A 12312-nucleotide genomic window follows, 5' to 3' on the forward strand; every position below is an offset into this window, starting at 1 on the left:
GAGCAATTAATAAATATTTAGGCGTTTCTTTCATTTACTCATCTTCATTCTAAATTTGTCATATCAAATTTATGCTATCATGAAAAATAATAACTGATACTTTTGAAACCTATTTTTCTTCCCTAACTTTTTGATTAATCGCAATTAATTCAGCATCGATTTTTCTTAAAGAACTAGCTAAGGCATAACGATAAATAATAAACGAAATAATGGCAATCACAACAAAGTCCCAAGGATATTGAATCAAGTTAATGCCACCAAAGCCAACGCTGCCTAAATAAGACATAATCGACATAAGAATCAAATATACAATAAGCCAAGCTGCATGTTTAAGCTCTTGTTTAAACGTTTTTTGTTTAAACTTAATTTCGTAATAGAGATAAATCGGAATTCCTAAGGCAATTACAAAAATCACTTGAATTGTCGTTGGCCACATCGTCCAATAAATTGCTAAACTCGTCAAAATAAACGTAATTGGGGCTAACAACTTCATGTAATTTGGATGATATGGCCGCTCTAAATTAGGTGCTATTTTTCTAAGCGACATCACAGTAACGGGGCCAGTTAAATATGCAATTAATGTAGCCGCTGTAATAACTGTTGCAAGTAAGTTCCAATTTCTAAACACGCTAACTAAAATCATGGCCAAAACCAAGTCGGCTATCATAGCAAAACGCGGTACTAAATAACGACGATTTATTCTTCCAAGCCACGCTGGTAAGTGCTTATTGTGCGTCATTGCAGCTAAAGCACGAGATGCTGTTGCCACAAAAGCTACTCCTGTTCCAAATGGTGACACAAATGCATCTATGTAAAGCAAAACTACCAACCAATTAATTCCTAACAAAATGGCAATATCCGCAAACGGTGAACTAAAGTTAATTCCGTGCCAGCCTTTACTTGCAATCATACTTGGATCAACTGCACCAATAAAAGCCACTTGGAGCAAAACATAAATCGCTGCAGTAACCAGCATTGAAATCATTACCCCACGAATAATATTTTTGCGCGGATTATCTAACTCTCCTCCAATATTAATGACAGTTTGAAAGGCATCATAAGACATAATAATGCCAGCACCACTAGCTGCTTCAAAAATTGCCCGACTTCCATAAGGCATAAAGCTATGAAAATCAGTGCCAAAATTGCTTGGATGAAAGCCTGAAATAATCAGCATGACGATAGTTAAACTAGGCAACAAAACTTTAAAAACAGAAATCAAATTCGTAAAGTGCGTCATAATCTTTACCGACCAAAAATTAATCAAAGTAAAAATTAACATAAACAAAAAGACAACTGCCAAACCTTGCGTCGTAATATTGCCATTGCGCATAAAATGTTTAGTCCAATTAGCCCAACTCCATGGCCAAGAAGACATATATTGCACAGCTGCTACTGCTTCCATTGGAACTAGCGTAACAAGCGAAATCCAATTAGCCCATGCTGCAATAAATCCAAGTAATGGGCCGTGGCTATATTGAGCATACTTACTCATTCCGCCGCTTTCCGGAAAACTAGTTCCCAATTCTACGTAAGTCAAAGCAATTGCAATAATGATGACAGCCCCGATAATCCAGGACAAAATTGCCGCCGGACCTGCAATTCTTGCTGCAGATCCTGAGCCAAACAACCAGCCTGAACCAATCAATGAGTTAAGCGCCAGCATTACTGCTGAAAATAAACTAATTTTATGAACTTTATTTTTCTTCACTCTCACATTCCTCACATTAACTATTTTTATTCAAAAAAGTTATATAAATCAGAAACTTGTAGCTTTTCCTTTTCTTCTTGATTAATATCTGCTTTTACTTTTCCATCTTTTAATACTAACAAGCGATTACCATACTTTAAGGCATCTTCCATATGGTGGGTAATCATTAAAGCTGTTAAATGATCTTGCTTTATCTTTTGATCAGTAACATTTAACAAATTTTGGCTAGTATGCGGATCTAGTGCAGCCGTATGTTCATCCAAAAGTAAGATATCTGGTCTTTTAATTGTGGCCATTAAAAAGCTTAAAGCCTGTCTTTGACCGCCGGAAAGTCCTGATACAAAAGTATTCATCCTATTTTCTAAGCCATTATTCATGCTCTTGGCTAGTTCAATAAATTCAGGAATTTTCGGCTTTAATTTTCGCAAAGTAAGCGGCTTACGCATCCCTCGCTTAGTTGCTAGCAATAAATTTTCAGCCACTGTCATTCTGGGAGCTGTCCCAAGTTTTGGATCTTGAAAGACTCTGGCAATAAATTGCGTTCTTTTTTCTTCATTCCATTTAGTAATGTCTGCGCCATTATGCATAATACTGCCACTAGACGGGCGCAGATTGCCAGCAATTGTGCTTAATAAAGTAGATTTACCAGCACCATTAGTTCCGATAATTGTAATAAAATCGCCAACGTTAATCTTTAAGTTAATACCTTTTAAAATCGGAATCACTTGTCCATCTGCGCTCTTAACCGTAGTTTTGACATCTTTAAGCTCTAAAATCGGTTCAGTCATGCTTTTTTATTCCCTTCATAATCGGTCTTTTAATATCTAGCACTTTTTCCAGTTGCGGAAGCATCATACAAATTGCTAAAACAATTGATGAAATTAGGTTCAAATCATTAGCAGAAAAACCTAGTTGCAAAACTGCCAATAAAATCAAACGATAAATAATACTCCCGACGCTAACGGCCACTAAACGCTGATTTAATGTTAATTCGCCAAACGCTACTTCGCCAATAATTATGGAAGCTAAAGCAATAACAATCGTCCCAATTCCCATATTAATATCAGCATAACCATTATTTTGCGCTATCAATGCGCCACATAAAGCCACAATACCGTTAGAAAGCATTAAGCCAACAATTACCATAGAATCAGTGTGAACACCAAGCGATCTGGCCATAATTGGATTATCGCCTGTTGCAATAAATGCTTGTCCATAATCCGTATTTAAGAAAAATACCAATAATAAAGTAATAACTGCAACAATCAAAAGCCCTAACGCAACGCTATCAAAATATTGCGGCATGCTTCTCAAAAATGGATTCGAAAACAAAGTCTTTTTGCCTAATAAAGAAACATTTGATCCGCCCATTATGCGCAAATTAATCGAATAAATTGCTGTCATGGTCAAAATTCCCGCTAATAAAATGGGGATTTTTCCCTTTGTATAAAGAAGGCCTGTAATTAAGCCAGCTAGCATCCCGCTGGCTAGTGCAATGATAGTGGCTAAACCTGGATCCATTTTTTGTGAAATACAAGATACAGCAACTGCAGCTCCTAAAGGAAATGTTCCTTCCACAGTCATATCCGCAAAATTCAAAATTCTAAAAGTTAAGTACAGCCCTAAGCCTAAAAGTGCCCATAATAAACCTTGCCCAATAGCTGAAACTATTAAATTCATCGATAAATCACTCCTTGCTTTTCACATTGCTGCATAAAGTTTTCTGGAACATGGATATTTAACTTTCGTGCTTGCTTGAGATTTACCACAGGTTGACCTTTTTGAACCCGTTTAATTGCAAGTGAGCTAACCTTTCTACCATGTAAAATATCGACCGTCATATCTGCTGTTAATTTTCCTAATTCATATTGATTGACGCTATAGGTAGCTAAACCGCCTTGCTTAACCATATTAGCTGCCGCTGGAAAAATAGGCTTACCAGCTGCATTAGCATTTTTAACTAAAGTTTGAATTGCTCCAGCAATCGTATTATCAGTCGGCACAATAACTGCGTCTACTTGACTAAACATTTGCTCGGAAACTTGATTTAAGTCGTTGCTGTTGGCAATTGAAAAAGCCTTTAAATGAATATGCTGCTTTTTACATTCATGTTCAATTTCGTGAAAACCAGAAACTGCTGACATATCACTAGAAGTGTAAATTACCCCTAAAGTCTTTAAATCAGGCATAAATTCTTTGATTAAATGTAGCTGCTGTTTAATTGGCGCTGCATCAGATACTCCCGTGACGTTAGAATTGGGATGTTTAAGATTTTTAACTAAACCGCTAGCTTTTGGATCCGTCACTGCACCTAGTACAATCGGAATATCGCTTGTGGCATTTGCTAGAGCTTGCCCTGCTGGAGTTGTAATTCCAACTAACACTTTACTGTGATTATCAATTAACCGAGTCGCCATTGTCCGTAAATTACTTTGATCGTTGTTGGCATTTTGATAATCGATTTTTATATTTTGACCATTACGATAGCCTTTTTGCTTTAATCCATCTAAAAAGCCATCGTAAATTTCATCTAAAGATGGGTGGTGCATTAGTGTTAAAACACCTACTTCAGGAATTTTTGACTGGCTTTTTTGATTTTGATCCTCTTTAAAAAATGCAACTGCTAAAAAAATTGCAATTATCGCAATTAAGCCGTACATTCGCTTCATATTTTTCCTCCAAACAAAAATAGGGACCTGCATGAAGGTCCCTACTAGCTTGTTTAAAGAAAAAGACCTACATGTTTCTTCCATGCAGGTCACACCAAAATACACAACCGGCACAGATACAATCTGAAAACTTCAGGTTGTATCTACTGCTCACAACCTGATTACCGGCTAGGCCAACGTTTATTAACAAAGAAAGCTTGTGTATTCATAATTACTACTCCTAAAAAATTATTACCATAAGTATAAATAGAGTTTTTTTATCTGTCAAACTTTTTTGGCATAAATGCTAATTTTTTCATACAATGTAGATATAGAATTTAAGAAAGGACCACATAATTTATGAAACAAACCGAATGTACCACAATTTTAGTTGGTAAAAAAGCAACTATCGATGGCTCAACTATGATTGCTCGTAGTGAAGACGGCGGACGCACTATTATTCCTGAACGCTTTGATGTAGTTATGCCAGGCGATCAACCTAAACATTACGAAAGCGTCATCAGCCACCAAAAAATTGACGATGCCGATCTTTTAGAAAATCCACTTCGTTATACTAGCGCCCCTGATGCATCTGGTAAAAATGGTATCTGGGCTGCTGCTGGTATTAATTCAGACAACGTAGCCATGACCGCTACCGAAACAATTACAACCAATTCTCGCATCCAAGGAATCGATCCATTACTTGAAGAAGGCGGGTTAGGTGAGGAAGATTTTGTTACTTTAACTTTACCTTATATCCACAATGCTCGCGAAGGCGTTATGCGCGTAGGTTACTTATTAGAAAAATACGGCACTTACGAAATGAACGGGATGGCCTTTTGCGATAAAGATGAAATTTGGTATTTAGAAACTATCGGTGGTCATCACTGGGCTGCGCGTCGCATCCCTGATGATGCATATGTTATCGCCCCTAACCGTTTGAACATTGATGAATTCAAATTTGACGATCCAGACTTTATTGCAAGTCAAGATTTAGAAAATTTAATTGCAGAATATCATTTAAATCCTGATCTTAACGGCTATAATTTGCGTCATATTTTTGGTTCATCAACTATCAAAGACGCTCACTACAATAATCCACGTGCTTGGTATATCCACAACTTCTTTGATCCTGATTTTGGTGGCGATCCTAGCGACCAAGACCAACCATTTATCTGCCATGCAAACCGTAAAATCAGTATTGAAGATATTAAGTGGGCTGAAAGTTCTCACTACCAAGACACTCCTTTCGACGCTTACGGTGATCAAGGTACACCTGAACAAAAAAAGACTTTTCGTCCAATTGGTATTAACAGAAACTTTGAAACTCACATTTTACAAATTAGAAATGATGTTCCAGAAAAAATTGCTGGCGTTCAATGGTTAGCATTTGGACCAAATACCTTTAATAGTATGGTGCCATTTTACACTAATATCACTACTACTCCAGCTAGTTTTCAAACTGGACCTAAATTTGATTTAAATAAGATTTTTTGGCTAAATAAATTAACTGCTCAATTGGGTGACACAAATTTCCGCGTTTACGGCGAACTAGAAGCTGACTTTGAGCAAAAGAGCTTGGCTCAATGCCACAAGATCCAACATGAAACTGACAAAGAAGCTGAAAATTATTCTGGCGATGAACTTCAAGATAAACTTAATGAAGCAAATCAAAAGATGGCTAACACTGTCTACAATAATACTGTTGAATTATTAGGAAACATGGTCAATGAGGGCCACAGTTTAATGACCTTAAAATATGACTTATTAGACTAATATTCAGTCAAATAACAAAAAGAAACTACTAGTTTTGATAATTTCAAACTGGTAGTTTCTTTTTATAAGCATATATTTTTGCAAGTTTGTATAGTTTTAAATATAATAAAAATTATCTCAAGAATAAGAAAGGAGTGATATATCCTTTATGGATAATCACAGGTCACAGCTGTGGCATAGCCAAGAAATCGCTGCAGCTTATCAAAATTTAAACTCAAGTCAAACCGGCTTAAGCCAAACAGAAGCTAAAAAGCGTTTAAAAGCTTTAGGCTATAACGAATTAAAACAGCATCCACCTAAATCGTTATCGGCACTGCTCAAAGAGCAAATCTGGGATCCCATGATTTTTATATTATTTGCGGCTAGCGTTACTAGCGCTTTATTAAATGAATGGGTCGAATCCGTCGTCATTTTTTTAATTATTGTTGTAAATGCCCTAATTGGTATTATTCAAGAAAAAAAGGCACAAAGTTCACTTGATGCTTTAAAAAATATTGCTGCTCCACAAGCAAGAGTTCTTCGCAAGCATTTGCAAATAATTCCAGCAAGAGAGTTAGTAATTGGCGATATTGTTGAATTAAGACAAGGCGACATGGTGCCAGCTGATCTTAGATTAATTGAAAGTGCAAATTTGCAAGTCCAAGAAGCGCCATTAACTGGTGAAGCAATGGCAGTAGATAAAAAAGCTGACATGCTTTTGACTCAAGATAGCGCTCTAGCAGACCAAATAAACATGGCTTTTGCTTCATCAACTGTCACTAATGGTCGCGCTAAAGGAATTGTAGTTGCTAGCGGTATGGATACCCAAGTTGGTAAAATTGCTCGCTTACTTGATAACCAAGATAATATTGAAACACCGTTAAAGAAGAAACTAAATAGCGTTGGCAAAATATTAACTGTGATTGGCTTGATCGTCTGTTTTGCAATATTGGGAATTGGAATTGTTTATGGCAGACCAATTTTACCGCAATTTTTAGTAGCTATTTCTTTAGCTATTTCAATCATTCCAGAAGGTTTACCTGCTAGTGCAAGTATTGTCATGGCCCTATCTGTTAAGCGTATGGCTAAACAAAATGCCTTGATCAAAAAATTACCAGCAGTAGAAACCTTAGGCAATGCTACAGTAATTTGCAGTGATAAAACTGGTACTTTAACGCAAAATAAGATGACCCTCACGCACCTAGCAGTCGACCATGATTTTTCCCGTCAAACTTTGCAAAGTATCGATAAATTAAAACAAAATACTGCTAGTAAAGAACTAGCGCTTGCAGCAAGCTTATGTAATGATGCTAGCTTTGATAATCAGCATGAAAAAATAATTGGCGATCCTACTGAAGCTGCACTTTTAAGCTTAACCAAGCAATTAAAACTTGATCTGGCAAAACTTAGAAAACAATATCGGCGGATTGGCGAAAAGCCATTTGATTCAAAACGCAAACTTATGACAACAGTCCATCAAGTTAATAAACAAAAAGTTGCTTATACCAAAGGAGCGCTTGATGAACTACTTTCTCGTTGCGACAAAATCTTAATTGACAATCAAGAAATTGAATTAACTGCAGATAAAAAAGCGCAAATTTTAGCATTAAATGAACTAATGGCTAATAAAGCATTGCGCGTTCTAGGTTTTGCTAAGCGTGCCTTATCTGATTATCCTAAAGACTACAAATTAGAACAAAACTTAACTTTCATCGGAATCGTTGGGCTTATCGATCCACCTCGACTTGAGGCTTTCGATGCTGTAAAAACCTGCCAAAAAGCTGGTATTAAAACAATCATGATTACTGGCGATCACAAATTAACAGCCATTGCTATTGCGAAGAAATTACATATTTTTCAAGATGGCGATTTAGCAATTTCTGGTCAAGAACTAAACAAGATGACTGATTTAGAGCTAGATAAAGCAGCTAAAAAGATCACAGTTTTTGCACGAGTATCGCCAAGTGATAAATTACGAATCATTGAAAGTTTAAAACGTAGCCAAGAAGTCGTCGCAATGACTGGAGACGGCGTCAACGATTCACCAGCTTTAAAAGCAGCCCATATCGGAATTGCTATGGGAAAAAACGGGACAGATGTTGCTAAGCAAGCTTCAGATATGATCTTGCTTGATGATAGCTTTAGTACTATTGTTAGTGCTATTAAAGAAGGTAGACGCGTTTATCGCAATATTCAAAAAATAATCCATTTCTTATTAGTTGGAAATATTGCTGAAATTTTATCATTAACAATAGCTACCATTTTTAATTGGGATGCACCGCTGCTCGCCCTCCATATCCTTTGGGTAAACTTAGCTACTGCTACTTTGCCTGCTTTAGCTTTAGGCGTAGATCCAGCTACAAAAAATATCATGCAGTTTAAACCTGTAAAATCAGGTACTTTATTTGAAAAAGACTATGTTAAGCAGATTCTTTCTCAAGGTATTTTTGTGGCCTTCCTAACCTTAAGCGCCTTCGGGATTGGCTCAATGCAAAATTACGCTACCGGGCAAACAATGGCGTTTGCAGTTTTAGCATTGTGTCAAATTTTACGTAGCTTTAGCCTGCATTCCAATGTTGAGGCCATAAGCAAAAGCAGTCTTTTGCAAAATCCATGGTTAATTATTTCGTCTTTAATTTCCACCATTTTTATGGGAATAATTTTATTTACACTACAATTGCAAACTCTCTTTCACCTAACTTCACTTAGTCTTTTTAATTGGCTAACTATTTTAGCTTTAGCTAGCTTTTCTATGATTCATGTGGAATTAGGAAAGATACAAAAAAGAATGCGATTAAAACAAAAGATAGTCATCGACTAAGGATAAAAAATGCTAACCACCTCAGACTAGAAAACAGACCTGAGGTGGTTTTTATTTACTTATTTTCCAAATATAATTTATTGCTACGAGGAAACTCAATTTTTTGTAACTTCTTTAGCCTTTTCAAAACTTCTTCATTAAAATAGAAACTAAAGAGAGCGTGAAATATCAATGAATGTAACTTTTTCTAATAAGGGTTGTAAGGCTTTCTTTAAAAAATATCCTCATAACTTTGAAGAAGCAAAAAGAAAAATCGAAAAAGCAATTGCTGTTGAAATCAAAACGAATATGAAAAAAGTTAAACTAGCAACTAGAAATAAAGTTAATGGTCTTTCTTGCTATGAAATGCGTTTAAATTTAGGAAAAATCGGCTCCGTTCGTATCGCCTTTACTCTTGAAAAAGATCAAGCGATTGTTTATTATCTAACGACAATTCTGCAAAAAGATAAGTTTAGCAAGGCATTAGATAAAGCTTTATTTAATTAATAAAATTCAAACTCTTTACCTTGGCATTGAATAAAAATATGTCTATAATAGTACGGCGTATAGTTACAAAATAAGGGGTGAATTTCTGATCATGAAGCGTATAAACTACACTAGAAAACATCACATGTACTTAATGAACCATAAAAATGGTGACGTCATTGAAGTAAAGATGGATAAGAAGAACAAATCATTCAAGAAGATTCGACTTTATCGTCAAGATGGTTTAGGAAACTATTATCTAGATCCGCATGCAGAATTTAAAGAAAAAGATCAGAATAGTTTAGCCACCAAAGAAAATATCGTTGAGGCCGGTAAAAAAGTTAGTCGCCACGTGGCTAGTCCTCATCACTGGCACCACAAGGTTAGACCGATCTTTAACGCAGATCATAAGATTATTGACTTTGAGCCACGATTGAATTTAAAACATCATACTCAAGTTCAAAATGCGAAAAGATATTTGCGCCACTTAGAAAATAATCATGCTGATTTTCTTTTCCGCAAGAACAATAAAGGCTACTTAAAAGCACCTTGGAATTATGTCAAAGACGTCATCTATGAAGACCGCAATAAAGAAATGGTCTTAGCTCATAAAGTACACAAGTTAACCAAATAAGAAAAAATGTCTGGAAAAAAATCTAGGCATTTTTTAATTTTCATAGATTTATAAACCTGCTGCACTAAAAAATAAAATGAAAGAGATTAAATATCAATGGAACTTAAAGAATTAACTATAATCAATGACATCGAAATGAAACAACTTCTTACTACTTGGGAAAGCTCAGTAACTGCAACTCATAATTTCCTTGTTGGAAATGTTATTTGTGAATGCCACTAAACGCGTTAGCAAAAAGTTGCTCACTTATCCAATACCATGTTGGTCAATTAGCTGTTAACGAACAGAATCCTGCAGCTAAGGGATTTTATGAACATATGGGATTTGAGGTAGTCTCCCGCTCGCCCCTTGACGATCAAGGTAACCCTTACCCAATTTTAAATATGGTTTTGCTTTATTAGAGTAATTTCTCCATTTCATCTCCCATCTCTTTTTCTTGCTTACAAATTTAAAAAAGCTTATAAATAACTTGAACGCATCTTTATTTGGAATAGCGCTTTTGAACAATAGCAAGATTTATCATTACCATGGAGGTTTTGTTATGGTAGATGACTCTTTAAATAGAACCGGTGCCAGTTTATTAATTGACGCACTGCAAGCAAATGGGATTAACAATTTATATGGAGTTGTAGGAATTCCAATCACCGATTTAGCAAGACTAGCTGAATTGAAAGGTATGAAATATTATGGCTTTCGTCGTGAAGACTCAGCTGTAGATGCAGCTGCTGCTGCTGGATTTTTAACTAAAAAACCTGGTGTAGCTATGACTGTATCTGCTCCAGGTTTTTTGAATGGACTAACAGCTTTAGCACAAGCTACTAAGAATTGCTTCCCATTAATTATGATTTCAGGATCTTCAGAACGTCACATTATTGACTTGTCTCAAGGTGACTATGAAGGATTAGATCAATATAATACTGCTAAACCATTTTGCAAGAAAGCTTATCGTATTGATAGAGCTCAAGACGTGGGAATTGCAGTTGCACGTGCTATTCGCACAGCCGTTTCGGGTAGACCAGGTGGGGTTTATCTTGACTTACCAGCTGACACTATTGCTCAACTTAATAATGATCTTGGTGAAAAGAACATGGGTGTTTACAGGTTAGTTGACCCTGCTCCATTACAGCAGCCAAGCGATGAGGCAATTAATCGTGCCGTTGACATCATAAAACAAGCTAAGAAACCTTTAATCATTCTTGGTAAAGGTGCTGCTTATGATAGAACTGAAAAACAAGTTCAAGAATTAATTAACCAGACTGATATTCCATTTTTGCCAATGTCCATGGCTAAAGGTGTTGTGCCTGATGACGATAAGCACTCTGCATCTGCAGCTCGTTCATTATCATTAAAGGGTGCCGACGTTGTTATTCTAATTGGTGCTAGATTAAACTGGATGCTTTCATACGGGAACGCACCACAATTCAACCCAGATGCTAAATTCATTCAATTAGATATTGATGCAACTCAATTTGATTCTGCACAAAAGATCTCTGCCCCACTTCAAGGTGACTTAACCTCTACCTTAAACAAATTAGTTCCAGCTCTTACTGCAACTGGATATAAAACCCCTTCTGACTGGCTTGATGCAATTGCTCAAGATACTGCCAAGAATGATGCTAAGTTTGCTAAGAGAATTAAAGCCGGCGAAACTAATCCAAAATTCGGTTACTACGGAGCTATTGAACCAATTAATGACTACTTCCAAGAACATCCTGATACCTACCTGGTAAGTGAAGGTGCTAATACACTTGATATTGGTCGTGACATGATCGGTATGAAACTTCCTCGTCATAGACTTGATACTGGTACTTGGGGAGTCATGGGCGTTGGCATGGGTTATGCTATCGCAACTGCTATTGAAACTGACAAGCATGTTGTTGCTTTAGATGGTGATAGTGCTTTTGGTTTTGATGGTATGGATGTTGAAACAATGTGTCGCTACAACCTCCCAATTACTGTTGTAGTTATTAACAATGGTGGTATTTACAACGGTGTTGAAAATGTTGTTCCTAATCAATTAGGTCCAACTACTCTTGATCCAACTGCTAGATACGATTTAATTGCTAAGGCATTTGGCGGTGACAATTACTACGTTACTAATTATCAAGAAATGAAAGATACTTTTACTACAGCTGTTGAATCTGGTCGTCCCAACATTATCAATGTTCAAATTGATCCATCAATGGGTAAGGAATCTGGACATATTGGTAATTTAAACCCAACATTAAACTTAAAACCTCTTGAAGAAGCAGAAAAAGAGAAAAGCGAAAAGGAGTAA

Annotated in this window: 10 protein-coding genes; 6 read left to right on the plus strand and 4 right to left on the minus strand. The window is 36.3% G+C overall.

Going from position 1 to position 12312, the window contains the following annotated elements:
- Positions 1-109: 109 nt before the first annotated feature.
- From BN55_RS02000 to trpX, 4 genes are read right to left on the minus strand one after another with little or no spacing between them, the layout of a single operon-like run.
- Positions 110-1711 (minus strand): APC family permease, encoded by a 1602-nt coding sequence (locus tag BN55_RS02000; protein WP_008469967.1) that lies wholly within the window; start codon positions 1709-1711, stop codon positions 110-112.
- 26 nt (positions 1712-1737) lie between these two features.
- Positions 1738-2499, minus strand: a complete 762-nt coding sequence (locus tag BN55_RS02005) for an ABC transporter ATP-binding protein (protein WP_008469968.1) — start codon at positions 2497-2499, stop codon at positions 1738-1740.
- Positions 2492-3391: an ABC transporter permease gene (locus BN55_RS02010; RefSeq protein ID WP_008469970.1), complete on the minus strand. Its 900-nt coding sequence runs from the start codon at positions 3389-3391 to the stop codon at positions 2492-2494. The genes BN55_RS02005 and BN55_RS02010 overlap by 8 nt, the downstream gene beginning before the upstream one ends.
- Complete coding sequence (gene trpX, locus BN55_RS02015) at positions 3388-4380, minus strand: tryptophan ABC transporter substrate-binding protein (protein ID WP_008469972.1); 993 nt, start codon at positions 4378-4380, stop codon at positions 3388-3390. The genes BN55_RS02010 and trpX overlap by 4 nt, the downstream gene beginning before the upstream one ends.
- A 339-nt stretch (positions 4381-4719) precedes the next feature.
- Between trpX and BN55_RS02020 the strand changes: the two genes are divergently transcribed.
- The 6 genes from BN55_RS02020 (at position 4720) to oxc (ending at position 12312) form a co-directional block, all read left to right on the plus strand.
- Positions 4720-6135 (plus strand): C69 family dipeptidase, encoded by a 1416-nt coding sequence (locus BN55_RS02020; protein ID WP_008469975.1) that lies wholly within the window; start codon positions 4720-4722, stop codon positions 6133-6135.
- Positions 6136-6283: 148 nt separating this feature from the next.
- A complete protein-coding gene (locus tag BN55_RS02025; RefSeq protein WP_008469977.1) occupies positions 6284-8935 on the plus strand; it encodes a cation-translocating P-type ATPase in 2652 nt (883 codons plus the stop codon).
- 171 nt (positions 8936-9106) lie between these two features.
- Positions 9107-9421, plus strand: a complete 315-nt coding sequence (locus tag BN55_RS02030) for a hypothetical protein (protein ID WP_008469979.1) — start codon at positions 9107-9109, stop codon at positions 9419-9421.
- A gap of 91 nt (positions 9422-9512) precedes the next feature.
- On the plus strand, positions 9513-10034 hold the full coding sequence (locus tag BN55_RS02035) for a hypothetical protein (RefSeq protein WP_008469980.1): 522 nt from the start codon (positions 9513-9515) through the stop codon (positions 10032-10034).
- Between the two features lie 212 nt (positions 10035-10246).
- Positions 10247-10435 carry a GNAT family protein gene (locus BN55_RS02040; RefSeq protein ID WP_008469982.1) on the plus strand — a complete coding sequence of 63 codons (189 nt, stop codon included), beginning with the start codon at positions 10247-10249 and terminating at the stop codon, positions 10433-10435.
- Between the two features lie 140 nt (positions 10436-10575).
- Positions 10576-12312, plus strand: a complete 1737-nt coding sequence (gene oxc / locus BN55_RS02045) for an oxalyl-CoA decarboxylase (RefSeq protein WP_008469983.1) — start codon at positions 10576-10578, stop codon at positions 12310-12312.

This window comes from Lactobacillus hominis DSM 23910 = CRBIP 24.179 (assembly GCF_000296835.1).
GTDB lineage: Bacteria > Bacillota > Bacilli > Lactobacillales > Lactobacillaceae > Lactobacillus > Lactobacillus hominis.

Bases quoted from the DNA above. Each gene is read 5' to 3' on its own strand.
- BN55_RS02005 (WP_008469968.1), bottom strand. From the start codon at position 2,499: ATGACTGAACCGATTTTAGAGCTTAAAGATGTCAAAACTACGGTTAAG.
- BN55_RS02010 (WP_008469970.1), bottom strand. From the start codon at position 3,391: ATGAATTTAATAGTTTCAGCTATTGGGCAAGGTTTATTATGGGCACTT.
- trpX (WP_008469972.1), bottom strand. From the start codon at position 4,380: ATGAAGCGAATGTACGGCTTAATTGCGATAATTGCAATTTTTTTAGCA.
- BN55_RS02020 (WP_008469975.1), top strand. From the start codon at position 4,720: ATGAAACAAACCGAATGTACCACAATTTTAGTTGGTAAAAAAGCAACT.
- BN55_RS02025 (WP_008469977.1), top strand. From the start codon at position 6,284: ATGGATAATCACAGGTCACAGCTGTGGCATAGCCAAGAAATCGCTGCA.
- BN55_RS02030 (WP_008469979.1), top strand. From the start codon at position 9,107: ATGAATGTAACTTTTTCTAATAAGGGTTGTAAGGCTTTCTTTAAAAAA.
- BN55_RS02035 (WP_008469980.1), top strand. From the start codon at position 9,513: ATGAAGCGTATAAACTACACTAGAAAACATCACATGTACTTAATGAAC.
- BN55_RS02040 (WP_008469982.1), top strand. From the start codon at position 10,247: ATGCCACTAAACGCGTTAGCAAAAAGTTGCTCACTTATCCAATACCAT.
- oxc (WP_008469983.1), top strand. From the start codon at position 10,576: ATGGTAGATGACTCTTTAAATAGAACCGGTGCCAGTTTATTAATTGAC.